Below are 25,132 nucleotides of genomic sequence, written 5' to 3' on the forward strand. Positions count from 1 at the left end.
AGCTGATAGAAACAGAAGCCACTGGAGCACCTCAAAAACACCATCATACACTAAATCAGTAAGTTGGCAGCATCACCCTCATTCAACAGATTGATGAAATAAATGATGATTATGAGATGTTTGATGCTTATAGTCCCTGTAGTGAACTACAGCTTCATGCTGTAAGAATCGCTCTATGGCCTTATGCACTTATAAAGGATATATCATTTATTTCTAATGGGGCAATTACTTGTACTGCGTTGTGGGGCAAGTTGCCAGCACCATTATTACTCAACATATACGATAGAAAAGTTGAAAAGGATAACTTGACGTGGTTTTTTGGCGTTTTGTTGGAAAATAATGTTAAAGCTGATTTACTAAGCAACCAAAAATTAGCTATAACGATTTCACCATTTGCTTTTAACAGATTTTTTACAGACCATGAAGAGAAAGGATTTTCATCAATTGTCGGCAATAGAGATCATTCTCTTCATTTGTTTAGGTTTGGTGATCTGGTCGATCTGCTTGAGGTGACTGAACATGATAAATCTTATCAGTTAGGACTTATTACTACGCAAAGTTGTAATGAAAAACATGACATCTGTGTCATGGGAGGAGTTAAATTCCCGTGGGTGAGTTTCGATAATGGGTTAATGATTTTGTTGATTGCATTTACATCTATTGTGACAGGTATCCTTTTAGGGGTTGTTTATAATCAAAAAGTTGCACGCAAGCAATCATTAGTATCAAGATTAAAGAATGCCATAAGAAATGAATCATTATATCTTGTATATCAACCTATTTATAAAATAAAAACCGGTAAGGTTATTGGTGTAGAGGCACTAATTAGATGGGATGATCATGATATTGGTAGCATTCCTCCTGATATTTTTATCCCTATAGCAGAGAGACATAATTTAATTCAAGATTTAAGTGATTTTGTATTTCGAATGGTAGTAAAAGAAGCTAGGCCGCTTTCTGAAAAAATTAATATCTTTATAAGCATTAATGTTAGTTCTCAAGACCTTTTGTCTAAATCCTTTCAAAGAAAAGTGTTTCAGATGATCGATGAATTAAATATAAAACCCGGAATGATAATGATGGAGTTAACAGAAAGGCAGAGTGCGGATCTAAATTCACTCCAAAAGGTAATTTCTTTATTTAAAGATAAAGGCATTTCAATAGCTATTGATGATTTCGGGACAGGTTATTCAAATTTAAACTGGTTATCAAATTTACAAATAGATGAAGTTAAAATTGATAAATCAATTACAGATTCTATCGATGAATGCTCTATAAATAATAATGTATTGTCAGGGTTGGTGGAGATTTTTAAAGATATAACTCACAAAGTCGTTTTCGAAGGTGTAGAAACATCAACTCAGGTGAAATATTTAACTGAAATGTTCCCTGAGTGCGGTGTCCAAGGGTGGTATTACTCAAAGCCACTATCTATAGATAAATTGACAAAATTAGTCGAGGATGCCAATTTGCCTTAACATTTAACACTTTATTTTCATTGTTTTCGCATTCTATATAACACGTGTAACCGCGAGCTATATAAATTTAACTGCAGAAGGATTTTGATATCTTGCCGCATTCAATCTGCGAGTTGGTTCAAAATTGTATGTAATGTCATGTTCGGCTTCATCAGAGAGCTGGCCGAGTTAGGCTTCACGCGTCATTGACTGGGAATATCTTCCACACAGTCTCACCTCTAGGTTGTACTTTGAACTATAGGTTTTAGCTCAGAAAGTGTTGGTATATTAAGTATGGATAAACGCGTAACTAGTTGAATTTTATGAAGTGGAAATATTGTGGATATACCAGCAAGAAAAGTTAAGTTATTGAAAATATTACCAATGAAATCGGTCTCGAAAACCGGAGTAGGGGCAACTCTACCGGGGGTTCAAATCCCCCTCTCTCCGCCACTATTCAAGCACTTGCACGCCTCGCTTTCAACGACAGTTCTCATGGATGTTTTTTTCTTTGAGTATCCTCACAAGTTTATCGTTGTAATGCCCGTGTGATAAAAAAATACGTTTCGTATAAATAAAAAGCCCGCTTCATATGAAGCGGGCTTGCTTGTTTTTGCGTCAATTAGAACTGATAGATCATACCAACACCCACGACATCATCAGTGGAAATACCGACAGCGTCGTAGAATGCATCATCACCGTCCAGCAGGTTGATTTTGTAATCAACGTAGGTGGAGAAGTTTTTGTTGAAGTAGTAGTTAGCACCAATAGATACGTACTTAACCAGATCTTTGTTGTTGTACTTATTGGTAATGAATCCCATGTCTTCAGTCAGGTCCTTACCTTTAGACTGCAGGTAAGAAATTTCCGGACGCAGACCGAAATCAAACTGGTATTGAGCCGTTATTTCGAAGTTCTGAGTTTTGTTAGCAAAACAGTTATCACATTTGCTACTACTTCCTACTGGGGTCATATTGCGGGTTTCCGCATACATGGTTGCCAGATAGATGTCGTTAGCATCGTATTTCAGACCAACGGTCCAGGCTTCTGCTTTTTCACCATTTGCAGTGGTACCATACTGTTGTTCATTGGTACGGTCAGACGTTGAGAATGCTGCACCAGCAGTGATACCCATGCCGAAGTCGTAAGTGGTGGACATACCGAAACCGTCACCGTTCTGTTTGCGCACATTACGACCGTTGTTGGTTCCTTCCTGACCAAAGACAGAGTTTTCGCTCTCATTTGCACCTTGATACTGCAGTGCAAAATTCAGGCCCTCAACCAAGCCAAAGAAATCAGTGTTGCGGTAAGTTGCTACACCGTTGGTACGGCCTGTCATAAAGTTATCAGTGTAGGTGTATGAATCACCGCCCCATACAGGCAACATATCGGTCCATGCTTCGATGTCATACAGCACGCCATAGTTACGGCCATAGTCGAAGGATCCATAATCACTGAATTTCAGACCCGCAAAACCCAGACGAGTAGCAGTATTCGCACTACCATCTTCAACTTCATTTGCCTGAATGTTGTATTCCCACTGACCAAAACCGATCAGATCAGAATTAATCTGAGTTTCACCTTTAAAACCCAGACGTACATATGTAGCGTCCCCGTCCTCAGTAGTATCTTCGGAGAAGACATGACGTGCATCGACTTTACCGTACAGATCCAGTTTATTGCCGTTCTTATTATAGATTTCAGCCGCATTTGCTGCGCCTGCAGCTAATAAAGCAGGGAGAAGCAGTGCCAATACTTTTCTTTTCATTATGTATTCCCTTTGCATGATAATTAAAATGAATATGTAGCACTATCCGAGTGACTACATTTGGATACTATCTATGAAGTTCATTTAATTTAAAATATAACATGTAACAAATGTATTTAAAATATTTCCAAGTGTTTCTTGAGTGCCTTTTTATAACTTTGAATGTATGTGCATTACATTGTTATTTGCAAAATAAATCATTTTTAATCAATGCATTATGTATGGTGCATTATTTATTTTTGGAGTGCATTTTATTTGTCATGAGAATTTGTTTTTGTTATTCATATAATATATTTGTCGATATTGGAATTTTGGGTTTTATAAATTCATGAGGGTTTTGTTTTCGGTGTGATAATAAAAAATAATTATGTGATGGGGCAGGCAGTGGTTTGCAATGAAAATTGTTGCTAAGGTGATTTTCTTTCTGCAAAGGGAGATAGCATGAAACTGCACGACTGGCAGTCGCGATTTGAAGCCTGGTTAGCTGATAACCATTCCGGACAAGATGCTGCGCATGACATCTTTCACTTTCGACGTGTGTGGATGACGGCGCAAAAGCTGAGTACAGCTGCCACCGTGGACTGGCTGGTTGTGCTGACCGCGTGTTACTTCCATGATCTCGTCAGCTTGCCGAAGAACCATCCTGAGCGTCATCGTTCGTCGGTACTGGCAGCTCTGGAAACACGTCGCGTTTTGATGCGCGATTTTCCGGATTTTCCACGACAGCGGTTATCGGCAGTGTGTCATGCCATTGAGGCGCACAGTTTTAGCGCCAAAATCGCGCCAGAAACCCTTGAAGCCAAAATCGTGCAGGATGCTGACCGGCTTGAGGCGCTGGGTGCAATTGGTTTAGCGCGCGTATTTGCCGTTTCAGGGGCGTTGGGGGGTTCGCTGTTTGATGCGGAAGATCCGTTTGCCCGCAAGCGTAGTCTTGACGATAAACAGTATGCGCTCGATCACTTCCAGACCAAATTATTGACGTTGCCGTTGACGATGCAAACCGAACGAGGGCGGCATTTGGCACAACATAATGCGGATTTTTTACTGACGTATATGGCGAAGCTGAGTGCGGAGTTAAAAGGAGAATACGAAATGCTGGATCTTGACGCGATTCAACCCTTTAAAGCGCGCTAGTCGCCAGTACGGCTGAAACGTCAACCGTGCTAATTTATGTTAATCTGTCGGTTATCCATTTCTGCCGGTTAAATGTATGCAGGATAATTTTTCAGTAGCAGGCTCCATGAACCCGATGACAGATGAAAACGAGACCGACGTGCAGGTGATGTTGGCCAAGTTGCTTGAAATATATGACGTGAAAACACTGGTTGCTCATCTGAATGGCGTTGGCGAGAACCGCTGGAGCCCGGCCATCTTTAAGCGAGTGGTTGCTAATGAAACATGGCATCGCCTCAGCGACCGCGAGCTCATTCATCTGAATACTTTGTTGCCGAAACCACCTGCGCATCATCCGCACTATGCCTTTCGCTTTATCGATCTTTTTGCTGGCATTGGCGGTATTCGTCGCGGCTTTGAAGCGATTGGCGGGCAGTGCGTGTTTACCAGTGAGTGGAACAAGCATGCGGTGCGCACCTATAAAGCGAACAACTACTGCGATCCGCTCCAACACCGCTTTAATGAAGATATTCGTGATATCACACTCAGCCATCATGACGGGGTGAGTGACCAGCAGGCGGCAGAACATATTCGCCAGCATGTTCCTGAACACGACGTGCTGTTGGCCGGATTCCCTTGCCAGCCATTTTCTCTGGCTGGTGTATCAAAGAAAAACGCGTTAGGGCGGGCCCATGGTTTCGCCTGTGATACGCAAGGCACGCTATTTTTTGACGTGGTGCGCATTATCGATGCGCGTCGGCCAGCCATATTTGTGCTCGAAAACGTCAAAAACCTGAAGAGTCACGATCAGGGCAAAACGTTTCGCATCATTATGCAAACGCTGGACGAGCTGGGTTATGACGTGGCGGATGCGGCGGATAACGGTCCGGACGATCCGAAAATTATCGATGGGCAACATTTTTTGCCTCAGCATCGCGAACGTATCGTGCTTGTCGGCTTCCGACGCGATCTAAATCTGAAATCAGACTTCACGCTGCGGGATATCGTCACGCGTTATCCGCCGCGGCGTACCACGCTGGCGGAACTGCTTGAGCCGACCGTCGATGCGAAATATGTGCTGACGCCGGTGCTGTGGAAATACCTCTATCGCTATGCGAAAAAGCATCAGGCGCGGGGCAATGGATTTGGCTATGGCATGGTGTATCCCGGTAACCCTGATAGCGTAACGCGCACATTATCTGCGCGTTATTATAAGGATGGGGCGGAGATCCTGATTGACCGTGGCTGGGATATGGCGCTGGGTGAAAAAGATTTTGACGATCCGCAGAATCAGCGACACCGCCCACGCAGACTTACGCCCAGAGAGTGCGCGCGTCTGATGGGGTTTGAATCTCCGCAGGGCTATCAGTTCAGGATCCCCGTGTCGGATACCCAGGCTTATCGCCAGTTTGGTAATTCGGTGGTCGTTCCGGCATTTGCGGCGGTGGCCAGGCTGCTGGAGCCGAAAATCAGGCAGGCAGTTGCTATTCGCGAGAAAGAGAATCAGCGTGGCAGACGTTCACGATAAAACAACACGCAGTAAAAATATGCGGGCGATAGCTACCCGCGATACCGCAATTGAAAAACGCCTTGCCAGCGTGCTGACAGAGCAGGGGGTAACTTTTCGCGTGCAGGATGGGACGTTACCCGGTCGCCCCGATTTTGTGGTGGATGATTATCATTGTGTGATTTTTACTCACGGCTGTTTCTGGCACCACCACGATTGCTATTTGTTTAAAGTCCCCGCGACACGAACGGAATTCTGGCTGGAAAAAATAGGCAAAAATGTCCAGCGCGATGCGCGGGATTGTGAAAAGTTGCAGGTTCTGGGCTGGCGCGTACTGATTGTCTGGGAGTGTGCCCTGCGTGGTCGCGAAAAGCTGGACGATGAAGCGTTATCTGAACGTGTCATCGAGTGGATCTGCGGCGGTGGTGACACCGCGCAGATCGACACTCTCGGTATTCATTTACTGTAACGTTTTTTCCGACGGGGTAGCAACGGCATCCGCTTTAACAGGGAACAGGTATTTCCCCAACGTCACCAGCACCACAGCAAACACGATCACGCCGAGTGCCAGCCATTCGATAGGAGCCAGTCTTTCTCCCCCCAGACCGGTACCTAACAGCACGGCAACAACCGGATTGACGTAGGCATAGCTGGTGGCTAGCGCCGGGCTGACATTGCGGATCAGGAACATATACGCATTAATGGCAATAATGGAACCAAATAGGGCCAGGTAAGCCACCGCCATAAAGCCTGAAAATGTTGGCATGGTGGTCAGTTTTTCCCCGGAGAGTAGCGATGCACACATCAGCACTATACCGGCGGCTAACATTTCAATGGCTCCGGCCATCATGCCAACGGGTAGGGTAATGCGTGAACCGTACACCGAGCCAAACGCCCAGCTTATCGAACCGATCAGGATTAAAATAGCGCCCCACGGATTGCCACTTAAATTGCCTCCGCTGTTTAGCATGATGATCCCTGCTAGCCCAATCGCTATCCCCAACCATTCCAGCTTGCGCGTTTTGATGCCAAAAAAGTGGCTAAAACACAGCGTAAATAGCGGGACGGTTGCGACCACCACGGCGGCAATACCAGAAGGGACATTTTGATGTTCTGCGACGGTGACCAGCCCATTACCCACTGCCAGCAGCAGGATACCAATTAACGCGGCGTTCAGGATTAGGCGTAAGGGGGGCAGCTTATGCCCGCGAATAAGTAAGAAACTTGTTAATAAAATTCCCGCGGAGAGAAAACGTACGGCTGCCATCATTAACGGCGGCCAGCTTTCAACGCCAATGCGAATAACGAAGTACGTGGAACCCCAAATGATGTACAGCGCGAATAGCGCACTGAAAAGCGGTAACAATTGCCTGAAACGCATAATCCCTCACGGTGAAAATAAAAAGGTGCAACATAGTAAACGTCAAAACTATCTTACTGGCGAGACTTATAATTACGTGTTGATGTTAAAAACTTGTTGACCAGAAAGGTCAGTTTCAGCATGGCGTGTTTTACTTCATACTTATGACTGCAAAAAAATAATATTGAGGGTGAAAATTTTGGCAGGAAGTAGCTTACTGACCTTACTCGATGATATCGCCACGCTGCTCGATGATATCTCAGTGATGGGAAAACTGGCCGCGAAAAAAACCGCGGGCGTGCTGGGGGATGATCTGTCGCTTAATGCGCAGCAGGTGTCGGGTGTGCGGGCGAACCGCGAACTCCCGGTAGTCTGGAGCGTGGCGAAAGGATCGTTTGTTAACAAAGTTATTCTGGTGCCGTTGGCGCTATTGATAAGCGCATTTATTCCCTGGGCGATCACCCCCTTATTAATGGTAGGCGGTGCGTTTCTCTGTTTTGAAGGGGTGGAAAAGGTTCTGCATACCCTGGAGGCGCGTAAGCACAAAGAAAGCCCGGAAGAGCGTCAGCAGCGTCTGACTGCTCTGGCCGCACAGGATCCACTCACCTTTGAGAAGGATAAAATCAAAGGGGCAATACGTACCGACTTCATTTTGTCTGCCGAGATTGTCGCAATTACGCTGGGTATTGTCGCGAACGCGCCCTTGCTAAATCAGGTGTTGGTACTATCTGGTATCGCGTTAGTGGTGACCGTGGGCGTGTATGGCCTGGTTGGGATTATCGTTAAGCTTGACGACATTGGGTACTGGTTGGCAGAAAAGCGTAGCCTGCTTGCCCAGTCGCTGGGCAAAGGGTTGCTGGTGGTTGCCCCCTGGCTTATGAAAACACTTTCTGTGGTCGGCACACTGGCGATGTTTTTAGTGGGAGGCGGCATTGTGGTACACGGAATATCGCCGCTGCATCATGCGATTGAACATTTTGCTCAGCAGCAAAGTACATTGATTTCGCTAATGCTTCCGACCCTGCTTAACCTGGTGCTCGGCTTTATCATCGGTGGGATTGTCGTTCTGCTGGTAAAAGCTGTCGCCAGAGTGCGCGGAGTTTCGCACTAATTGTTACAGGACTGATTACGCAAAACGCCTCTTTGTCATCTAAGGTGTAAAGGTTTCTCTTGATACAGGAGGCGGGTATGGTCTTTTCTGTCAGTGAGGAAGTCACCTCCAAAGAGGGTGGCCCACGTATGATCGTTACCGGGTATGCCAGCGGAATGGTGGAGTGTCGCTGGTACGACGGCTTTGGTGTTAAACGGGAAGCATTCCGTGAAGATGAACTGGTGGTGCCTGGCGAGCGAAGACAGCTCTCCCAGGATGCCTGAACATTAGGCTCGACCGTAACCTGGTGATCTCTCACCCATTAGTTATATTTATCATTCCGGTGAGAATTATTTACTTGTCAGGCAAAAAAATTGCAGATAAGGTTTGGTTCACATCAGATTTTCTGGTGTAACGAATTTACAAGTGCTTCTTGCATAAGCAAGCTTGATCCCGACCCGATAAGGGCCGGGATTTTTTTCGCCCTCAGTCAGCGATTGATCTCCGACACGCTAAAGTCATGGATATCAAGCTCGAACGCATCGGCCAGTTCATGCCATGTATGGTAATCACGCCCGTCAACGCTGACGCGCTCCGGGTCATCCTGGCTACGATGAATTTCACTCTCGCAGATTTCGTTGATTGCCTTTAGCAGCGCGTCGACATCGACGCTGACTTCACGTTTGGCCGTATCGCTGTACTCTTTCGCGGTTTTCATCCTCATACCTCTCAACCGTTAAGGATACCGGGGGAGCGTACCCAAACATCAGATACGCACAACTTAAGTATAGACCGTCGATAAAACCCGCAATCGCGCGTGCACAGCGCTGCCAGAAAAAGGAATTTGTTCTACACTGGCACAAAGCCACAGGAGGAAAACTATGAAGGTGAATGATCGGGTTACAGTCAAAACGGACGGCGGTCCTCGTCGACCGGGCGTGGTACTGGCAATCGAAGAATTTAGTGAAGGCACCATGTACCTGGTTTCGCTGGAAGACTACCCGCTCGGTATCTGGTTCTTTAATGAATCAGGTCATCAGGATGGTATCTTTGTGGAAAAAGTGGAGTGACATGAGTTCTGCTGTTTGATTCTGACTGGTGGAGTCGCCACCAGTCAGAACGTCTTAGCGCATATTCACAAAGATACCATTGGTGACGTTATCCGTAAGCCTCACAACGTGATAGATAACTTGCTTATTATGCGTTTTAATCTTTCGTTTTATATTCCCCTTATGGGATGACACCGTCTTGGCTTTGATATTCATTTGATCTGATATCTGTATTGTTCCCTGACCCTCCATCCACATACGCAGCATGCTGGATTCGGTTCGACTTAATGATAATGTCGGCAGATTCACATCAATAGCAATATCTACTTCCTTTTTCAGAATATCGCCAAGTAGTTTATCCAGTGAGTCAGGTTTAATCGATTTAGAGCTAATCAATAAATTTTTTCTAACGAGTAGATATTCATCAAAATGCACGTTGGCAATTGCCATAAACACAATAAATAACGTGCTGGGATGCTGATTAATGATTTGCTTTATTTGCTGGCTATTAGCAGGATCGTGGATAAAGCAGTCCTCATTAATAAACACCACAGCGGGTTGTTGAGAGACACAGGCGAGACTGAGTTCATCAACGTTGGAAATGTTGTTGATTTCCCTTTTTTTCACTCCCCGACTTACCAGATATCCGGTTAACCCTAGTCGGGTGTAACTGCATAAATCCATAATAATCGTTGACATGGCATACCCTCACTCAATGCGTAACGATAATTCCCCTTACCTGATTATTTCATCACAACTAAACGGAATAATAACGACCCAAGATGACGCTTTCGCTGTTTTTCAGGCGAATTTACTATCCCGTAAAGTTGCGTATAATTTGCCAGGAAACATCTTAAAGTAAAGTGAATGTTGCGTTATGTGAGTGAGGCAAAAACAAATAAGCCGCGACAGAGATATCCTGGTGGATGTTGTCACTTTTTAAATTTAGGACAATCCTTAGTAAAACAGGATAAAAAATAAGGGTTATTATTTTCCAGGCATTTCGCTGACGATATCGGCCAGTAAATTAAAAATTTCACTGAATAATCGTTCGCAGAATGGCGCAATTAATGGCATTAGCGCCGCCATTAGTGAAATACCTACGGTCAGAGTGAGAGGAAAGCCGATGACGAAAACCGACAGCTGTGGCGCCATGCGATTTAACAAACCAAGTGCGAGGTTCAGCGTGAGCAGCAGCGTCATTACCGGTAGGGCCAGCATTAGCCCGTTGAGGAAAATCAGGCTGCCCGCCCGTGCCAGTGCAAGAAACGCATTGCTGTTCACCGGATTGCCGCCGATGGGCAGAGTATGAAAAGTATCTACCAGCAGCGAAATCAGCCATAAATGGCCGTTAAAGGTCAGGAACAGCAGCATGGCGAGCATGTCGATCAGTCGTGCCAGAACCGGCATATTCAGTCGGCTACCGGGATCGAAGAACGTCGCGAAGGAAAGGCCCATTTGCAGGCCAATTAATTCCCCGGCGGTACGTACTGCGGCAAACGCAAACTGCATGGTGAAGCCTAATGCGATACCGATCAGGATTTGTTGCATTGCCTGCCAAAGCGCGCCAACAGAAAAGATGGGGACGTCAACGGCGGGAATCGATGGGGCTATAACGACGGTAATCATCAACCCCAGCCCCAGCTTTACCCGTTTGGGGATGGCTCGTTCACTGAGGATGGGGGCCGTTGAGATGAGCGCCAGTATGCGCAGCAAAGGCCAAAAGTATAAATTCAGCCAGTGGAGCCACTCAACGCTGGACACCTGCAACATAACGTTGTCTACCCGATGATATAGGGGATATTGCTGAACAGCGTACGCACGTAGTCGAGCAGCAGGTTAAGCATCCACGGGCCAGCAACAATGATGGCAATAAACACCGCGACAATTTTGGGGATGAAGGACAGCGTCATTTCGTTAATCTGGGTCGCCGCCTGCAGAATACTGATGATAAGACCTGTGACCAGAGCGACCAACAGCAAAGGCGCAGCAAGGGCCAGGGCGACTTTCATCGCCTCTGTGCCCATCATCATGACCGATTCAGGAGTCATTTCGCGCCTCTAACTGTAAAAGCTTTGTGCCAGCGAGCCGACAAGCAGCTGCCAACCGTCTACCAACACAAACAGCATTAGCTTGAACGGCAACGCGATTGTGGCGGGCGGTACCATCATCATCCCGAGCGCCATCAGCACGCTGGCAATCACCAGGTCGATAATCAGAAACGGAATAAAAATGGTAAAGCCTATCTGGAATGCTGTTTTCAACTCACTGGTGACATAAGCAGGCAGCAAAATTCGCATCGGCACGGCTTCTGGTCCCTGTAACGGACCGCTGTTTGCTAAGCGCGCGAAGAGTGCCAGATCGGCTTCACGGGTCTGGCGCAACATAAACTCACGCAGCGGCTGGGCGCCTTTCTCCATAGCTTCCTGCATGGAGATCTTCTCTTCGCTGAACGGTTGGTATGCGTCAACGTAGATTTTATCGATCACCGGCGACATGATGAAAAAGGTCAAAAAGAGCGCCAGGCCCAGGAGCACCTGGTTAGGCGGTGCAGAGGGGGTACCCAGCGCATTTCGCAGTAGACCGAAAACGATGATGATGCGGGTGAAGCTGGTCATCATCAGTAAAATTGCAGGCAGGAACGTCAGCGAGGTGATGAACACCAGCGTCTGCACGGGCAACGTCCAGTTTTGTCCGCCGCCCGGCAACGGCTGACTGACCAGACCCGGGAGTTGGGCGAGGGCAACGGGGCTGAAAAGCCACAAGCCTGCCAGCGTAAGGGATAACAAACGGCGCATCAGGATCTCCCAGGACGCTTCAGCAAACTCTTCATCATGGCCTGGAAATCCGCAGGGGAGGCCGTTTTTTCTTCTGCATCGGCAGGTGCCGGGGGCAGGGTGTGCAGGACGTTAATCTGCGAGGCTGTGACGCCAAGTACCAGACGGGCATCTTCGACCTCGACAATCACCACGCGCTCACGTGGACCCAGTGAGGTGCTGGCCGTAACTTTCAACCCGCGCGTACCGGCACTTTTGGGGGCAAACCCTAGACGTTTAATGACCCAGGCCGCCGCCAGGATCAAGACGATGATCCCGAGCAGCGCGCCGCTTACCTGCATCAGCGGTGAGCCGGGAACGGCGGCGGGTTGAGAAACGGTAGCCTGGGTATTCATGATTAACGGCTCAGACGGCGCATACGTTCAGACGGGGTGATAATGTCAGTGATACGCACACCGTATTTATCCGCAACTACGACGACTTCGCCCTGCGCAATCAGATAACCGTTGATCAGAATATCCAGCGGTTCGCCTGCCAGACCATCCAGTGCGACAACCGAACCCTGCGTCAGACGCAGCAGCTCTTTGATGGTCATGCGGGTACGGCCCAGTTCGACGGTCAGCTTGACCGGAATGTCCATGATCAGGTCGATGTCCTGCAAAGCACCGCTGACGTCGCCGCCACCTAACTGCTGGAATACCGCATCGGCCGCACTTTTGGTGGGCGTGGTTTTTTGCTCGTTTAACGCGTCAGCCCACAGATCGTCCAATGCGCCAGTGTTCTCATCGGACGGATTATTCATATCACTCATTTGGGCTGTTCCTCATTCAGCGAATTCAAAATCGGGTTTATCAGATGTTCTACGCGTAACGCATACTGACCGTTTACGGTGCCATACTGGCTGGTCAGCACAGGCACGCCGTCCACATGAGCAATAATGCGGTCGGGTTTTTCAATCGGCAGTACATCGCCGGGTTTCAGTTTTAAAATCTGGGATAGCCGCAGCGGAATGTCGGCAAAGTTTGCCACCAGCTCCAGCTCAGAATGCTGAACCTGACGCACCAGATTATTGCGCCAGTTCTGATCTTCATTACGTGAGTTTTCCAGCGGCGGATTCACCAACAGCTCACGCAACGGTTCAATCATGCTGAATGGCAGACAGATGTTAAATTCACCGGTCAGGTTGCCAATTTCAACGTGGAACGGGGTATTCACCACGATGTCGTTCGGAGAGGTAGTGATATTGGTAAATTTCACCTGCATCTCAGAACGGACGTATTCCACTTCCAGCGGGTTGATGGCCTTCCACGCGTCGCTGTAGCTTTCCAGCGCCAACTTCAGCATGCGGTTGATAACGCGCTGTTCCGTGTGTGTAAATTCGCGACCTTCGACTTTCGTCGGGAAACGACCGTCACCGCCAAACAGGTTGTCTACGGCGATAAATACCAGACTCGGTGAGAACACCACCAGACCCGTACCGCGCAGCGGCTTCAGGTGGATTAAGTTCAGGTTGGTCGGAACCGGTAAGTTGCGCGCAAATTCATGGTATGGCTGGATACGGATCGCACCCACGGTAATATCTGGGCTACGGCGCAACAGGTTAAATAACCCCATACGGAACTGGCGCGCAAAGCGTTCGTTAATGATCTCCAACGCCTGTAAACGCTCACGTACCACGCGACGCTGAGTGTTGGGATCATAAGGACGAATATCGCTTTCTTTTGCGATACCTGAAATGGGTTCGTCTTTGGTTTCGCTATCGCCGTTGAGCAATGCGTCGATTTCAGCCTGAGAAAGAATACTGTCGCCCATGTCTTTACCGCAGAATAAAAGCTGTATAAAGAACGTCGGTGACAACCTGTTTCGGCTGCCCAACAACGAGCGGAGTCGCCAGCGTCTCTTTGATGGCGGTAATCAGCTGTTGCTTACCTTCCTCAGTGGCGAGTGTGGCTGCATTCTGACGAGAGAACAGCAGCAGCAAGCGGCTGCGCACTTCCGGCAGATATTCATTAAGACGTGAACGTGTCGCCTCATCTTTCATGCGCAACGTGATACCGATATACAGCACACGGTCTGCATCACCCAGATTGACGGTAAAGGTATCCAGCGCAAAGAACACCGGGGCTGGCGGTGGAGGCGGTTCCGCTTTGACGCTGGCGGACGGCTGCTGCTGCATGCGCCAGTAGCTATAACCCGCAGTTGCGCAGGCGGCGAGGGTAATTAATACCAGCAGAGGGATCCAAATAGCGCGTTTACTTTTTTTGTTAATCGCGGAGTCAGTCATCAGATACGGGCTTCCTGTTTCGGTACAGCTTATGGGCTGATTATCCCGTGTCCTGTCCACGACAAAGCGTGGAAAAGACGCGGATAATCATGCTACCTCTGGCGTTAGGCGAAGATGTCTACTGCGCCATCGCCGCGGGCAGCGGCTTGCAGTGAGGCTGGGGTTGCCAGTATTGCGTCATCTTCAGCAGCAAAAATGTCTTGTCCCTGAGCGCGACCCGCCTGCTGTTGCTGCCCGGAATACTGCTGTTGTCCGGCGAAGCTTTCACTGCTGATGTTGCTTTGCCCCAGTTGGATCCCGCTTTCAGCCAACTGCGTACGCAGCATCGGTAATGCGGCTTCCAGTGCGGCGCGCACGTGACTGTGCGGTGAAACCATTTGCAACTGTGCGAGGTTGTCGTCCATCTTGAGGGAAATATGTACCTGACCCAGGTCCTGCGGATGCAGACGCAGCTCTGCGCTTTGCTGGCCCTGGCGCGTGAACAATGTGACGTGCTGGCTCAGCGATTGCTGCCATTCATGGCTACCTAACGGAGCGCTTAACACCGGCGCGGCCGTCGGTAACGGTTGTGCGTGTGTTTGCGGACCACTTAGCGGGGCCGCAGTCATGCCAATGCTGGTTGGTGACGGGGTGCTGTCGATTTCAGCTCTGGCGTTCGCCGCCGCCGTCAGCGGGGTTAATGTTGGATTGTTTACTTGATTTGCACCACCGCCAGCAACCGTGACATCCGCTTTGCCTTTTTTGGCATCACCCGCCAGCAATTCGCCAGCGTTATCGGCGATAGCACCGTGTGCAGCGCCACGTGACAACGCCGAAAGCGTGGCATCAACTGGGGCTGGTGCGCTGTCGACGGCAGGCGTAGCCAGCGGTTGTCCTGGCAGCATGGCGAACAACGCGCTCAGATTGGCGAGATCGTCATCACTCAGTGTGGTGTTTTTTTCGTCCTGCTGAGCAACTTTGCCCAGTGTCGTCAGGGCATTAGCTTTTAGTGAAGGTGTGAGAGCAGACAACAGTTGCTGAGCGTCCGTCATGTCGGCAAGAGAAGCCTCGGTTTGTAGCTCCTGTTGCGCCAACAGATCGGTTAATTTGACCGACTGCGCGGCATCGCCATTTTTTTGCAGTAACCCTTTTTGCAGCTTACTGCTGGCCGCCTGTAAGTCGGCAAGCGACAGAGGTGCGTCTTTACCCTGCGCGTCGCCCGCGCCTAATGCGCCAGCCAGCAGCGCTAAAAAATCCTCGGGTGAATCTACCGCTTTGCCTGACTGAAGACCTGCGGCTACGTCGGTGTCGGTGGTAATCAGTTGGGGTAAAGTAATCATTCGGGTTTCCTCATAGCTGCGCGCTGAGCAAATTCATCCATTTTTTTCTGATCCAGACGGTTTTCGGCCAGTAACGCCGCCGAGGTTTGTCTGTCCTGCAACGTCTGCCACGCCTGTAATCGTTGTTTTTTGTCGCGCCAACTGTTCAAAGCCATGTCCACTTTTTGCGTCCACTGATTGAGCTGTTGGCGGTGTTGCTCAATCGCTTTTTCCAGCGTCTGAATAAATTGCTGGTAGTTAATCCAGCGATTGCTGGTAATACCCTGGCCCATATCGGTATTCAGATTGTTGCGATACTCATGCTGATAATCGATCAGCATTTTTAACTGTTCTTCCGCCTGCTGACAGCCACGACGCATCTCTCCTAATAAGACAGCGGCGTCATCTACCTCTTTTTCAGCCAGGTCTTTCAGTGTTGCTAACGCACCATGTTGTGCCATGACCTATGCTCTCCTGCTTAATCACACACCAGGGAAAATCAGTTCTAAAGCTTGTAGAGAATCTTCCCAGTCAGCCCGTTCAAAAATGCCTTGCTGTAAGAACGCTTCCAGCTGTGGCCATAAGGCGATGGCTTTATCCAGCATTGGATCGCTGCCTTTGGCATACGCCCCCACGCTGACCAGATCGCGGTTACGCTGGAAGCTGGACAGCAGCTGTTTAAAGTTACGTACCCGTGCATAGTGTTTTTCACTAATGAGCGCGGTCATGGCGCGGCTGATCGAGGCTTCAATATCGATGGCCGGATAGTGACCCGCTTCGGCTAAATGACGAGACAGCACGATGTGCCCGTCCAGTATCGCGCGCGCGGAATCGGCAATCGGGTCCTGCTGGTCGTCACCCTCGGTCAGTACTGTATAAAACGCGGTAACTGAACCGCCGCCGTGGATACCGTTCCCGGCCCGTTCAACCAGCGCCGGTAATTTGGCGAATACTGACGGCGGATAACCTTTGGTTGCCGGCGGCTCGCCGATTGCCAGGGCTATCTCACGTTGCGCCATTGCATAGCGGGTGAGGGAATCCATAATCAGCAATACGTGCTGTCCGCGATCGCGGAAATCTTCGGCGATGCGCGTGGCATAGGCCGCGCCTTGCATACGTAACAGCGGCGAGACGTCCGCCGGAGCGGCAATCACTACCGAGCGTGCGCGACCGTCAGCGCCGAGAATATTTTCAATAAAATCTTTAACTTCGCGGCCACGCTCGCCAATCAGGCCCACGACGATGACGTCGGCCTGGGTATAACGCGCCATCATGCCGAGCAGGACGCTTTTACCGACGCCGGAACCTGCGAAAAGCCCCATACGCTGGCCGCGACCAACGGTTAATAACGCGTTGATGGGGCGTACGCCGGTATCCAGGACGTGTTCAATTGCGGTACGTTGCAGCGGGTTAAACGGCGGCGTAATCAGCGCGCCGGTTTCGGTGGTATCCGGGGCGGGCAGTCCGTCGAGCGGTTTGCCGCTACCGTCCAGCACTCGACCCAGCAGAGCAGGGCCAAGCGGTAATTGCTTCCCGCTTTGCAGACCTTCTCCGGCAATGTTCTTCGCGTATACGCGTGCGCCGGGCAGAACGCCTTCGACCTCTTCGAGCGGCATCAGAAACAGACGTTGACCGTTAAAACCCACGACTTCACTTTCGACTTCCTGGGTTTCGTTGCCGTCCTGGCGTTCAATGACGCAGGTGGCACCCAACGGCAGCTGTAACCCCGTGGCTTCCAGCACCAGCCCGGTGGCGCGGGTCAGGCGACCGTAACGACGCACCGCAGGCAGCAGCGACATTTTCTCTTCGAAGTTGTCCAGCGTATTGAGCCAGCGAGTCAGGCGAGTGGTCATTACACGACTCCCGGCGCTGCCAGACGGCAGAGTTCTTGCCAGCGAGTGGCGACGCTGGCATCCAGATCGCCTTCGTCTGCTGAGACTTTACAACCGCCGTGATGCAGCGTGGGATCGCCGCGCAGCCGCCAGCCGTGCAGGCTGAGCGTGGCACCGAGCATCTCCTCAACACGCTGGAGATCGTCCGGATGGACGCGCAGCTGCGGTTTACCGCTAAACAGCGGTTCCTGTTGCAATAACTGTTGGATCTGCTTAATCAGCGCAGCGTTATCCACGATAGGCGTCTGACCAATCACCTGACGCGCAGCTTCCAGCGCCATTTGCATCAGGCGCGAGGCAATGACGCTGTCCAGTGCGTCCAGCGTATTCTGAAACTCGCTCACCAACTGCTGCATGCGGGCATGGATCGGCGCATGCTGCGCGCGCGCCTGGTTCTGGCCTTGCTCCAGCCCCTGGCTCAGACCTTCCTGATAGCCTTGTTCATGACCCTTTTGTCGACCTTCTGCCAGCCCCGCGTTATACCCTTGCTCATGGGCCTGCATTTGCAGCTGTGCGAGCTGTTGTTCAAGCTGTTGCTCTGCTGAAAGCTCGGGTTCTTCCGTCTCTTCGGACAGCGGCGTTTCGCTGTGGTCAGCCAGCACGAACTCTGCCATTGGTGGGGCGAGATCGTCCGGAGTCCAGACTTTCCACGGCAGTTCGTTAGACATAGGTATCCTCGCCGCTGCCGATCACCATCTCGCCGGTTTCCGCCAGACGACGCACAATAAGCAGAATCGCTTTCTGTTCGTTTTCCACCTGCGACAAGCGCACCGGACCGCGGTTGGCAAGGTCGTCGCGCAGAATATCGGCAGCACGTTGCGACATGTTGCGCAGGAACTTCTCGCGTAGTGGCTGTTCGGCACCTTTCAGCGCAATCAGCAGCGATTCGGAATCCACTTCCTGCAGCAGACGCTGGATACTGCGATCGTCGACTTCCACCAGGTTTTCGAACAGGAACATCTCGTCGATAATTTTCTGCGCCAGTTCGCCGTCGAATTCGCGTACGGCGGTAATAACCGCTTCTTCCTGCTGGGTTTTCATCAGGTTGATAATTTCTGCCGCCGTTCTCACGCCGCCCATTTTGCTGCGCTTGAGGTTCTGTCCATCGAGCAGACCGTTCAGTACCTCGGTCAGTTCTGCCAGCGCGGCAGGCTGCACGCCGCCGAAGGTGGCGATACGCAGCATCACGTCGTGACGTAAACGCTCGTCGAACAGCGCCAGAATATCGGCGGCCTGGCCCCGTTTGAGGTGTACCAGAATGGTGGCGATAATCTGCGGATGCTCGTCGCGGATAAGGTCGGCGGCGCTTTGCGGCTCCATAAAGTTGAGCGTTTCAATGCCGCTGGTGGTATCGCGGGTTTCCAGAATATCTTCCAGCAGGCTGGAGGCGCGTTCCTCGCCCAGCGCTTTCACCAGCACGGAGCGCAGATATTCGTTGGCGTTGATATTCAGCGCGGCAAACTGTTCTGCTTCTTGCTCAAACTCGGCCAGCACTTCCGTCAACTGTTTGTTGGAGATCTGGCGTACGTTCGCCATCGCTGTACTCAGCGCCTGAACCTCGCGCGTGGAAAGGTGTTTAAACACCTCTGCCGCGCGATCTTCGCCAATGGTCATCAGCAGGATGACGCTTTTATCGGTACCGGTAAGGGCATTACTCATGATCGTTACTCATCCACTGGCGAATGACCAGCGCCACGACGCGCGGATCGTTATCTGACATTTCACGAATACGCTGGCTCATCACTTCTGCACCCAGACGCTGATTCGTACGACGCTGCTGGGTCTGTTCGTCTTTGCTGAGGCGAACTTCTACCGCTTCTTCGGTTTCCTGACGGATACGCGTTTGTTCTTGTACCGCTTTTGCTTCTTCGCTGCGGCGAACTAACTGCGGGCGAACAGCTTTGCGCCACAGGATCCAGGCAACTAGCAGAACCAGCAACCAACGGCCTGCGGTCATCAACTGATCAATAAAGAACGGCTGTTTCCAGAACGGCAGCTCGCCAATGGAATCGTCGGTCGCCGTGAACGGAGAGTTCACCACGTTCAGGGTATCGCCACGTTTGTCGGAGAAGCCCATCGCTTCGCGGGTCAGGTCCTCAATCTGTTTCATCTGATCGGCGGTTAACGGCAGCGGTTTGCCGTCCGGCAACGTTTTATAGTTGACCACCACTGCAACCGAGAGACGCTGCACATCGCCGACGTTCATTTTGGTGTGGCGAATGGTACGGTCGACTTCATAGTTGCTGGTTTCATTGCGCTGCGTACTGCGTGGACCGGCATTATTGTTGTTATTTGCCGTCTGCGTGGTTTGCGCATTTTGCTGATTAGCCGGAGGGTTGGCGATTGGCGCGGTATTAGCCGGTGCTGGTTGATTAGACAATGCGCCCGGTACGCCGCCTGGCGCTCCGCTTCCGATCTGCTCGCTGACGTTTAACTGGCGTGAACGTAGGACGGCCTGGGAATCATCACCGTTTGGACGGTACTGTTCTTCGGTTTGCTCTTTATTAGCAAAATCCAGCTGCGCGGTGACCTGCGCATGTACGTTACCGTTGCCGACAATCGGCGACAGGATCGATTCGATACGACGTTGAACGCGGCCTTCGACATCGCTGGCGTATTTCAACTGCGCATCGTTAAGATCGCGGCTGCTGGTGTTCGACTGAGTTAACAGATGACCTGCCTGGTCGACCAGCGTAACGTTGCCCGGCGGTAACCCTGCGACAGCGCTGGAAACCAGATGTGTAACTGCACTGATCTGACCTTCATCCAGTGCGCGACCCGGTTCAAGATTCACGGTCACGGAGGCCGAAGGCGCTTTTTGCTCACGCACAAACAGCGACGGTTTCGGCATTGCCAGATGCACGCGGGCGCGTTTTACCGGTCCAAGCGTTTCAATGGTACGGGCTAATTCACCTTCCAGCGCACGCTGGTAGTTGACCTGCTCGCTAAACTGGCTGATACCAAACTTTTCCTGATCCAGCAGTTCAAAACCAACGGCGCCGCCTTTCGGCAGACCTTGCTGCGCCAGACGTAAACGTAGTTCGTGGACTTTATCGGCAGGAACTTCTATAGCACCGCTTCCCTCAGTAAAACGATAGGGAACGTTCATCTGCGTCAGTTGGGTGACAATCGCGCCACCATCCTGATCGGAAAGATTGCTGAACAGCGTGCGATAGTCAGGCGCTTTCGCCCACAGGACCATCGCCACGATGATAGCGACGGCAGCGGCTCCCGCCACAATCAAAGGAATTCTGGGATTCGCGCGCAGGCGGTTTAACCACTCGAGAGGTTTAAGCTGGGTTGCAGTCGATGCTGTCGCACTCATCTCGCACCTCGTGGCTTATCGTGGACGGCGTTTTTTGCAAAGTGGAACAAGACTCACTCCCGGGTCAGCAAACTCGAAAAATTGACGGTCTCATTATTTGCGGTTTCGAATTTTTCTATGCGTTAAAAACCGTGGTTTTTTATCGTTATTTAACGCCTTTATCTTATTGACTAACTGGTAATCTCAGCTACGTAAAAAATCATCCAGGGGATCAGAATGTCGGCAATACAGGGGATTGAAGGGGTCATCAGCCAGTTACAGGCCACGGCGATGTCAGCAAAAATGCAGGATGTGCAGCCACAACCGACCGTGAGTTTTGCCGGACAACTGCATGCGGCGTTAGACAGGATCAGCGATGTGCAAACCGCGTCCCGTACGCAGGCTGAGAAATTTACCCTGGGTGAGCCGGGTATTGCGTTAAATGATGTGATGACCGATATGCAAAAAGCGTCGGTATCGATGCAGATGGGTATTCAGGTGCGTAATAAACTGGTGTCGGCCTATCAGGAAGTCATGTCGATGCAGGTGTAGGGGCAACGTGCAGAAAATGTTTGCCGGATAAGCGCAGTGCCATCCGGCAACCAGTTACTTCTGAATCAAATAGCGGATCGTTGGGCCATCCTGCTGAATATCCAGCACCGTATAGCCGTGATTACGCGCATCCAGTGGAATATTGTTGATTGACTGCGGGCAATCGCTCACCACTTCCAGAATTTCACCTTTCTTCAATTGCGGCATCGCTTCCAGCGTGGCTACAGCCGGGTATGGACACGGTTCGCCGACCATATCGAGGCGATAATCAGGCACGATATTTTTCATACAGACTCCTTGGCAGGCGTCAGCCCTGCGCGACGGAAGAAACGTTTTTCCCAGCCGATAATGAGCATCAGCGCGGCAAACAACAGCAGATAGGTCACCAGCAGACCGCCGAGCGGACCGAAGGTGTTGAGCAGATTCACTTTGTCCCAGTTGGTGGCAAGCGCGGGAGCAAAATCATCCCAGTAGTAGGCCAGAATGGTCGAGCCAATAACGTTGCCCAGACCAACCCACCAGTAATGCACCTGGCCTTCAACGGCGCGATACATCCAGCCGGTTTCACATCCGCCCGCTAAAACGATGCCAAAGCCGAACAGCAAGCCGCCGATCACCGCATTTGGACCCGCCCACATGATTTTAGGCTCGACGCCCAGTTGCACGTAGCTAAAGATACCGATGGCGCTGACCGCCATCCCGAAGATGATCGCTTTTGCCATGTGGGTGCGACCAGAAATCCACAGGTCGCGGAAGGCGGAGGTGAAGCAGATTTGCGCCCGTTCAATCAGCAGACCGAACCCAACACCGAACAGCATCGCCAGACCGAGTTTGGGTTTATCCATCGCGGTGAGTAGCGCCCAGCCGATCATGCCGATAAACACCAGCATGCCCAGGCGGAAACGGCGACGGGCCTGATCCGGCTTTTGCGTCAACGGCGAAGCGGCGGAGACTTTCTGCATTTTGACCGGAATACGAAATATTGGCAGCAGGGTAAAGCGTGCACCAAACCAGGAGCCAATGGCCGTGGCCAGCGCAAAAAACCAGGCGTGTAGTGAGAACTGCGGAATGCCGGTGAAGAATGCGGCCAGGTTACAGCCCATTGCCAGCCGTGCGCCGAATCCGGCGATTGCCCCGCCGACTATCGCCTGCATAATGCGCACCCGACTGCGCGGCATGCGTAACTTGACGTTGTTGGCCCACAGTGCGGCAGCAAAACAGCCGCCGAACATACCGAGGATCATCATGCCGTCGATGCGGGTCAGGGGCGAGCCTTCGAGATGGATCAGCTTGTAGTATCCCCACTCTTCGGCGTGCACACCAAACAGTTGCAGGATTTGACCACCCCAGCGGGTGAATTCACCGGTAACGGCCCAGAAGGTTCCCGTAATGCCGAAATAGTAAGTGGAGAGAATACCCGCTGCGATGACCGCAGGGGCGGGGGCCCAAAATTTAATTAACCAGGCCTGTTTGAAGTGTTGCCATGACATGCGTTGTGCCTCTGAACTCAGAAGGTATGTAACAAGAAGTGTGGATACTACACCGTTCAGAATTTTTGACTATGAGTAATAAGAGGTAACACCGTCTGGATCAATCTTTCTCAACGCTGCCGAAAGGCTGGCGACATCAGGCCTTTAATGCCACAATCCCATTTTCTTCGCATGCAGGATGAATGATGAAAAAATTAGCAATCGTTGGTGTATTTCTGGCGCTTACCGGATGCGCCGAAGTAGAAAATTATAACGACGTGGTGAAAACGCCAGCGCCAGCCGGTCTGGAAGGATACTGGCAGTCAAAAGGTCCACAACGCAGTCTGGTCAGCCCGGAAGCCATTGCCAGCCTGGTGATAACGAAAGAGGGCGATACGCTGGATTGTCGCCAGTGGCAGCGGGTGATCGCGCTGCCGGGGAAACTGACGATGCTCTCTGGCGATCTCACCAACGTGACGGTGAAACGCGAGCTGTACGAGATCGAGCGTGAAGGCAATACGCTGGAATATGACGGTATGACGCTGCAGCGGGTGGATCGCCCGACGCAGGAATGTGCTGACGCGTTAAAGAAAACGCCGCTGGCCACGCCACTGCCATAAGCCGTACGCCCCGGTAACCATCGGTCACCGGGGTTGAGCTTTACAACACGTCTTCAATCACCCATACGCTGACGCTCCCGCCGTTACAGAAAAACGTCGCTTCACCGTTTTCATCGGTGACCACGCTTTCTTCACGATTCCCCAGATAGTCCCGCCAGGTTTTATTACCATAATTGGCGCCGAGATTGATGGTCTTTTCTCCGTCATCGCCGTTAGACAGTACCACCACACAGCCGGGATCCTCATCCGTACCGCTGCGGCTAAAAGCGATACAGTTAGGATGATCGAAAAAGAGCGTCTGTACCCCATGCGCGAAGCGCTGGCGCGCGAGGATCAGTTCATCAAGTTGTTCAATGATCGGCATGTCGATAGGATAAGTTTCGCCATCGCCGCCGGTGTCTTCGTAATGCGCTCCATAGAGGTCAGGGTAAAACACCGACGGTACGCCGTTTTCGCGTAACAGGATCAGCGCGTAGGCCAGCGGCTTAAACCACGGCTCGACGGGAGCTTCGAGTGCCTGCAAGGGTTGGGTGTCGTGATTGGCCACCAGCGTGACGGCATGAAACGGATCGGCCTCCACCAGAGTGTCGGTGAAAATCTGGCTCATGTCGTAATCGCGGCCCTGACGGGAAGCTTCGTGGAATTTCATCTGCAAAGGGGCGTCGAACAGCATGGTTTTCCCCTCCACCTGATTAATGTAGGTTTGCAGCTTATCGACTTCATGTGACCAGTATTCCGCCACAATAAACAGCGGCTTGGGTGCCACTTCCTGCACGTGCTCGATCCACTCTTTGTAAAACCATGCCGGAATATGTTTCACTGCATCTAAACGAAAGCCGTCACACTGGGTTTGCTCCATTACCCAACGCGCCCAGTATTTGAGCTCCTCAGTCACCGCGTGATTGCGAAAATCAATGTTTTCGCCCATCAGATAATCAAAATTACCCAACTCATCATCAACCTGATCGTTCCAGCCTTCGCCAGTGTAGTCGTTAACGATTTTAAAAATCCCGTCTTCGGTTGGATTCTCGATATGGTCAATGCCGCTGAAGCATTTAAAATCCCAAATGAATTGCGAGTACTGGCCAGCGCGGGCAGGGAAGGTATAGCGCGTCCAGCCCTCACATTCGATAATCTCATCATCTATTTGCGTGCGATCTTCGGCGTTAACGCGCTGGACGCGGATCTTTTCTTTCTCATCAGCGCCCATTTTGTGGTTAACCACCACGTCCAGCAGTACGGCAATATCATTGTGTTTTAGCGCGTCTATCGCCGCCAGCAGCTGGTTTTTATCGCCGTATTTGGTGGCGACGGTTCCCTTTTGGTCGAATTCGCCCAAGTCAAACAGATCGTAGGAATCATAGCCAACGGAATAGCCGCCAGACGCGCCTTTATAGGTGGGGGGCAGCCATACCATATTGATGCCGATATCATTGAGTCCGCCTGCGCGTTCGGCAAGTTCGGGCCAGAGTTGACCGCCATCAGGGTAATACCAGTGGAAGTACTGCAATAACGTGGGATTTTTCATCTTCCGTGCTCCAGAAGTCGTTTGGCCGACCTCTGGAGTATGGAAGATAATTCAGACGAGACGG

At 50.9% G+C, this 25,132-nt stretch carries 28 protein-coding genes, 1 tRNA gene and 1 pseudogene; 10 read left to right on the top strand and 20 right to left on the bottom strand.

What is annotated here, in order from left to right; translation table 11 throughout:
• Nucleotides 1–89: 89 nt before the first annotated feature.
• On the top strand, nt 90–1,478 hold the full coding sequence (locus tag OGX92_RS01680; protein WP_286586178.1) for an EAL domain-containing protein: 1,389 nt from the start codon (nt 90–92) through the stop codon (nt 1,476–1,478).
• A 309-nt stretch (nt 1,479–1,787) separates the two neighbouring features.
• Nucleotides 1,788–1,910 (top strand) — tRNA-OTHER (locus OGX92_RS01685).
• A gap of 169 nt (nt 1,911–2,079) precedes the next feature.
• Here the strand turns inward: OGX92_RS01685 and ompC are convergent.
• Nucleotides 2,080–3,225 (bottom strand): porin OmpC, encoded by a 1,146-nt coding sequence (gene ompC / locus OGX92_RS01690; RefSeq protein WP_125112517.1) that lies wholly within the window; start codon nt 3,223–3,225, stop codon nt 2,080–2,082.
• A 441-nt stretch (nt 3,226–3,666) separates the two neighbouring features.
• Between ompC and OGX92_RS01695 the strand changes: the two genes are divergently transcribed.
• The 3 genes from OGX92_RS01695 (at nt 3,667) to OGX92_RS01705 (ending at nt 6,314) form a co-directional block, all read left to right on the top strand.
• Nucleotides 3,667–4,359: a phosphohydrolase gene (locus OGX92_RS01695; protein WP_286586173.1), complete on the top strand. Its 693-nt coding sequence runs from the start codon at nt 3,667–3,669 to the stop codon at nt 4,357–4,359.
• Nucleotides 4,360–4,435: 76 nt separating this feature from the next.
• Complete coding sequence (locus OGX92_RS01700; RefSeq protein WP_148361820.1) at nt 4,436–5,866, top strand: DNA cytosine methyltransferase; 1,431 nt, start codon at nt 4,436–4,438, stop codon at nt 5,864–5,866.
• Nucleotides 5,847–6,314 carry a very short patch repair endonuclease gene (locus tag OGX92_RS01705; RefSeq protein WP_191222420.1) on the top strand — a complete coding sequence of 156 codons (468 nt, stop codon included), beginning with the start codon at nt 5,847–5,849 and terminating at the stop codon, nt 6,312–6,314. The genes OGX92_RS01700 and OGX92_RS01705 overlap by 20 nt, the downstream gene beginning before the upstream one ends.
• Here OGX92_RS01705 and yedA read toward each other — a convergent pair.
• Nucleotides 6,306–7,226 (bottom strand): drug/metabolite exporter YedA, encoded by a 921-nt coding sequence (yedA, locus tag OGX92_RS01710; RefSeq protein ID WP_003834062.1) that lies wholly within the window; start codon nt 7,224–7,226, stop codon nt 6,306–6,308. The genes OGX92_RS01705 and yedA overlap by 9 nt on opposite strands.
• Nucleotides 7,227–7,404: 178 nt before the next feature.
• Here yedA and OGX92_RS01715 point away from each other — a divergent pair, with 178 nt between their 5' ends.
• Entirely contained in the window at nt 7,405–8,316 is a 912-nt protein-coding gene (locus OGX92_RS01715) for a DUF808 domain-containing protein (protein ID WP_267392484.1), read from the top strand.
• Nucleotides 8,317–8,393: 77 nt separating this feature from the next.
• Nucleotides 8,394–8,579 (top strand): YodC family protein, encoded by a 186-nt coding sequence (locus OGX92_RS01720; RefSeq protein WP_003834060.1) that lies wholly within the window; start codon nt 8,394–8,396, stop codon nt 8,577–8,579.
• A gap of 206 nt (nt 8,580–8,785) precedes the next feature.
• On the opposite strand, the gene yodD is transcribed toward OGX92_RS01720, so the two are convergent.
• Nucleotides 8,786–9,013: a YodD family peroxide/acid resistance protein gene (gene yodD / locus OGX92_RS01725; protein WP_003030417.1), complete on the bottom strand. Its 228-nt coding sequence runs from the start codon at nt 9,011–9,013 to the stop codon at nt 8,786–8,788.
• A gap of 163 nt (nt 9,014–9,176) precedes the next feature.
• Here yodD and dsrB point away from each other — a divergent pair, with 163 nt between their 5' ends.
• Complete coding sequence (gene dsrB / locus OGX92_RS01730) at nt 9,177–9,365, top strand: protein DsrB (RefSeq protein ID WP_003030419.1); 189 nt, start codon at nt 9,177–9,179, stop codon at nt 9,363–9,365.
• Between the two features lie 54 nt (nt 9,366–9,419).
• Here the strand turns inward: dsrB and rcsA are convergent, their stop codons facing one another.
• The 14 genes and pseudogenes from rcsA to fliF all read right to left on the bottom strand — a co-directional run bounded on the left by rcsA (nt 9,420) and on the right by fliF (nt 20,920).
• Entirely contained in the window at nt 9,420–10,043 is a 624-nt protein-coding gene (gene rcsA, locus OGX92_RS01735) for a transcriptional regulator RcsA (RefSeq protein ID WP_003030421.1), read from the bottom strand.
• 233 nt (nt 10,044–10,276) lie between these two features.
• A pseudogene (fliR, locus tag OGX92_RS01740) lies at nt 10,277–11,117 on the bottom strand (flagellar biosynthetic protein FliR).
• An 8-nt stretch (nt 11,118–11,125) separates the two neighbouring features.
• Entirely contained in the window at nt 11,126–11,395 is a 270-nt protein-coding gene (gene fliQ / locus OGX92_RS01745; RefSeq protein WP_003030425.1) for a flagellar biosynthesis protein FliQ, read from the bottom strand.
• A gap of 9 nt (nt 11,396–11,404) precedes the next feature.
• Nucleotides 11,405–12,142, bottom strand: a complete 738-nt coding sequence (fliP, locus tag OGX92_RS01750; RefSeq protein ID WP_003834056.1) for a flagellar type III secretion system pore protein FliP — start codon at nt 12,140–12,142, stop codon at nt 11,405–11,407.
• Entirely contained in the window at nt 12,142–12,519 is a 378-nt protein-coding gene (fliO, locus tag OGX92_RS01755) for a flagellar biosynthetic protein FliO (RefSeq protein ID WP_193135046.1), read from the bottom strand. The genes fliP and fliO overlap by 1 nt, the downstream gene beginning before the upstream one ends.
• A complete protein-coding gene (gene fliN / locus OGX92_RS01760; protein ID WP_003030433.1) occupies nt 12,519–12,932 on the bottom strand; it encodes a flagellar motor switch protein FliN in 414 nt (137 codons plus the stop codon). The genes fliO and fliN overlap by 1 nt, the downstream gene beginning before the upstream one ends.
• Nucleotides 12,929–13,933: a flagellar motor switch protein FliM gene (gene fliM / locus OGX92_RS01765; RefSeq protein WP_003030434.1), complete on the bottom strand. Its 1,005-nt coding sequence runs from the start codon at nt 13,931–13,933 to the stop codon at nt 12,929–12,931. The genes fliN and fliM overlap by 4 nt, the downstream gene beginning before the upstream one ends.
• Nucleotides 13,934–13,937: 4 nt before the next feature.
• Complete coding sequence (gene fliL / locus OGX92_RS01770) at nt 13,938–14,405, bottom strand: flagellar basal body-associated protein FliL (protein ID WP_003834054.1); 468 nt, start codon at nt 14,403–14,405, stop codon at nt 13,938–13,940.
• Between the two features lie 104 nt (nt 14,406–14,509).
• Nucleotides 14,510–15,724 carry a flagellar hook length control protein FliK gene (gene fliK, locus OGX92_RS01775; protein ID WP_193134135.1) on the bottom strand — a complete coding sequence of 405 codons (1,215 nt, stop codon included), beginning with the start codon at nt 15,722–15,724 and terminating at the stop codon, nt 14,510–14,512.
• Nucleotides 15,721–16,164: a flagellar export protein FliJ gene (gene fliJ / locus OGX92_RS01780; RefSeq protein WP_003834052.1), complete on the bottom strand. Its 444-nt coding sequence runs from the start codon at nt 16,162–16,164 to the stop codon at nt 15,721–15,723. The genes fliK and fliJ overlap by 4 nt, the downstream gene beginning before the upstream one ends.
• Nucleotides 16,165–16,185: 21 nt before the next feature.
• Entirely contained in the window at nt 16,186–17,556 is a 1,371-nt protein-coding gene (fliI, locus tag OGX92_RS01785) for a flagellar protein export ATPase FliI (protein ID WP_003030440.1), read from the bottom strand.
• Complete coding sequence (fliH, locus tag OGX92_RS01790; RefSeq protein WP_003834049.1) at nt 17,556–18,263, bottom strand: flagellar assembly protein FliH; 708 nt, start codon at nt 18,261–18,263, stop codon at nt 17,556–17,558. Before fliH ends, fliI begins: the two co-directional genes overlap by 1 nt.
• On the bottom strand, nt 18,256–19,254 hold the full coding sequence (fliG, locus tag OGX92_RS01795; RefSeq protein WP_003834047.1) for a flagellar motor switch protein FliG: 999 nt from the start codon (nt 19,252–19,254) through the stop codon (nt 18,256–18,258). The genes fliH and fliG overlap by 8 nt, the downstream gene beginning before the upstream one ends.
• Nucleotides 19,247–20,920 (bottom strand): flagellar basal-body MS-ring/collar protein FliF, encoded by a 1,674-nt coding sequence (gene fliF, locus OGX92_RS01800; RefSeq protein WP_125112511.1) that lies wholly within the window; start codon nt 20,918–20,920, stop codon nt 19,247–19,249. The genes fliG and fliF overlap by 8 nt, the downstream gene beginning before the upstream one ends.
• 216 nt (nt 20,921–21,136) lie before the next feature.
• Here fliF and fliE point away from each other — a divergent pair, with 216 nt between their 5' ends.
• The gene (gene fliE / locus OGX92_RS01805) at nt 21,137–21,451 is read left to right on the top strand and encodes a flagellar hook-basal body complex protein FliE (protein WP_125112510.1); all 315 of its coding nucleotides are present in this window, start codon (nt 21,137–21,139) and stop codon (nt 21,449–21,451) included.
• A gap of 54 nt (nt 21,452–21,505) precedes the next feature.
• On the opposite strand, the gene yedF is transcribed toward fliE, so the two are convergent.
• Together yedF and yedE are read right to left on the bottom strand one after the other, a co-directional pair.
• Entirely contained in the window at nt 21,506–21,739 is a 234-nt protein-coding gene (yedF, locus tag OGX92_RS01810; protein WP_000790504.1) for a sulfurtransferase-like selenium metabolism protein YedF, read from the bottom strand.
• Complete coding sequence (gene yedE / locus OGX92_RS01815; protein ID WP_063940428.1) at nt 21,736–22,941, bottom strand: selenium metabolism membrane protein YedE/FdhT; 1,206 nt, start codon at nt 22,939–22,941, stop codon at nt 21,736–21,738. The genes yedF and yedE overlap by 4 nt, the downstream gene beginning before the upstream one ends.
• 185 nt (nt 22,942–23,126) lie before the next feature.
• On the opposite strand from yedE, the gene yedD reads away from it, so the two are divergent.
• Nucleotides 23,127–23,540 (top strand): lipoprotein YedD, encoded by a 414-nt coding sequence (gene yedD / locus OGX92_RS01820; RefSeq protein ID WP_003030454.1) that lies wholly within the window; start codon nt 23,127–23,129, stop codon nt 23,538–23,540.
• A gap of 40 nt (nt 23,541–23,580) precedes the next feature.
• Here the strand turns inward: yedD and amyA are convergent, their stop codons facing one another.
• Entirely contained in the window at nt 23,581–25,068 is a 1,488-nt protein-coding gene (gene amyA, locus OGX92_RS01825; protein ID WP_286586174.1) for an alpha-amylase, read from the bottom strand.
• Between the last annotated feature and the right edge of the window lie 64 nt (nt 25,069–25,132).

This window comes from Citrobacter sp. Cpo089, from assembly GCF_030332695.1.
In the GTDB taxonomy this organism is placed as follows: Bacteria; Pseudomonadota; Gammaproteobacteria; order Enterobacterales; family Enterobacteriaceae; genus Citrobacter; species Citrobacter portucalensis.

What these genes read in the sequence shown, in the direction of transcription:
- ompC (WP_125112517.1), bottom strand. Translation starts at nt 3,225, where the DNA reads ATGAAAAGAAAAGTATTGGCACTGCTTCTCCCTGCTTTATTAGCTGCA.
- OGX92_RS01695 (WP_286586173.1), top strand. Translation starts at nt 3,667, where the DNA reads ATGAAACTGCACGACTGGCAGTCGCGATTTGAAGCCTGGTTAGCTGAT.
- OGX92_RS01700 (WP_148361820.1), top strand. Translation starts at nt 4,436, where the DNA reads ATGCAGGATAATTTTTCAGTAGCAGGCTCCATGAACCCGATGACAGAT.
- yedA (WP_003834062.1), bottom strand. Translation starts at nt 7,226, where the DNA reads ATGCGTTTCAGGCAATTGTTACCGCTTTTCAGTGCGCTATTCGCGCTG.
- OGX92_RS01720 (WP_003834060.1), top strand. Translation starts at nt 8,394, where the DNA reads ATGGTCTTTTCTGTCAGTGAGGAAGTCACCTCCAAAGAGGGTGGCCCA.
- yodD (WP_003030417.1), bottom strand. Translation starts at nt 9,013, where the DNA reads ATGAAAACCGCGAAAGAGTACAGCGATACGGCCAAACGTGAAGTCAGC.
- dsrB (WP_003030419.1), top strand. Translation starts at nt 9,177, where the DNA reads ATGAAGGTGAATGATCGGGTTACAGTCAAAACGGACGGCGGTCCTCGT.
- rcsA (WP_003030421.1), bottom strand. Translation starts at nt 10,043, where the DNA reads ATGTCAACGATTATTATGGATTTATGCAGTTACACCCGACTAGGGTTA.
- fliQ (WP_003030425.1), bottom strand. Translation starts at nt 11,395, where the DNA reads ATGACTCCTGAATCGGTCATGATGATGGGCACAGAGGCGATGAAAGTC.
- fliP (WP_003834056.1), bottom strand. Translation starts at nt 12,142, where the DNA reads ATGCGCCGTTTGTTATCCCTTACGCTGGCAGGCTTGTGGCTTTTCAGC.
- fliN (WP_003030433.1), bottom strand. Translation starts at nt 12,932, where the DNA reads ATGAGTGATATGAATAATCCGTCCGATGAGAACACTGGCGCATTGGAC.
- fliM (WP_003030434.1), bottom strand. Translation starts at nt 13,933, where the DNA reads ATGGGCGACAGTATTCTTTCTCAGGCTGAAATCGACGCATTGCTCAAC.
- fliL (WP_003834054.1), bottom strand. Translation starts at nt 14,405, where the DNA reads ATGACTGACTCCGCGATTAACAAAAAAAGTAAACGCGCTATTTGGATC.
- fliK (WP_193134135.1), bottom strand. Translation starts at nt 15,724, where the DNA reads ATGATTACTTTACCCCAACTGATTACCACCGACACCGACGTAGCCGCA.
- fliJ (WP_003834052.1), bottom strand. Translation starts at nt 16,164, where the DNA reads ATGGCACAACATGGTGCGTTAGCAACACTGAAAGACCTGGCTGAAAAA.
- fliI (WP_003030440.1), bottom strand. Translation starts at nt 17,556, where the DNA reads ATGACCACTCGCCTGACTCGCTGGCTCAATACGCTGGACAACTTCGAA.
- fliH (WP_003834049.1), bottom strand. Translation starts at nt 18,263, where the DNA reads ATGTCTAACGAACTGCCGTGGAAAGTCTGGACTCCGGACGATCTCGCC.
- fliG (WP_003834047.1), bottom strand. Translation starts at nt 19,254, where the DNA reads ATGAGTAATGCCCTTACCGGTACCGATAAAAGCGTCATCCTGCTGATG.
- fliF (WP_125112511.1), bottom strand. Translation starts at nt 20,920, where the DNA reads ATGAGTGCGACAGCATCGACTGCAACCCAGCTTAAACCTCTCGAGTGG.
- fliE (WP_125112510.1), top strand. Translation starts at nt 21,137, where the DNA reads ATGTCGGCAATACAGGGGATTGAAGGGGTCATCAGCCAGTTACAGGCC.
- yedF (WP_000790504.1), bottom strand. Translation starts at nt 21,739, where the DNA reads ATGAAAAATATCGTGCCTGATTATCGCCTCGATATGGTCGGCGAACCG.
- yedE (WP_063940428.1), bottom strand. Translation starts at nt 22,941, where the DNA reads ATGTCATGGCAACACTTCAAACAGGCCTGGTTAATTAAATTTTGGGCC.
- yedD (WP_003030454.1), top strand. Translation starts at nt 23,127, where the DNA reads ATGAAAAAATTAGCAATCGTTGGTGTATTTCTGGCGCTTACCGGATGC.
- amyA (WP_286586174.1), bottom strand. Translation starts at nt 25,068, where the DNA reads ATGAAAAATCCCACGTTATTGCAGTACTTCCACTGGTATTACCCTGAT.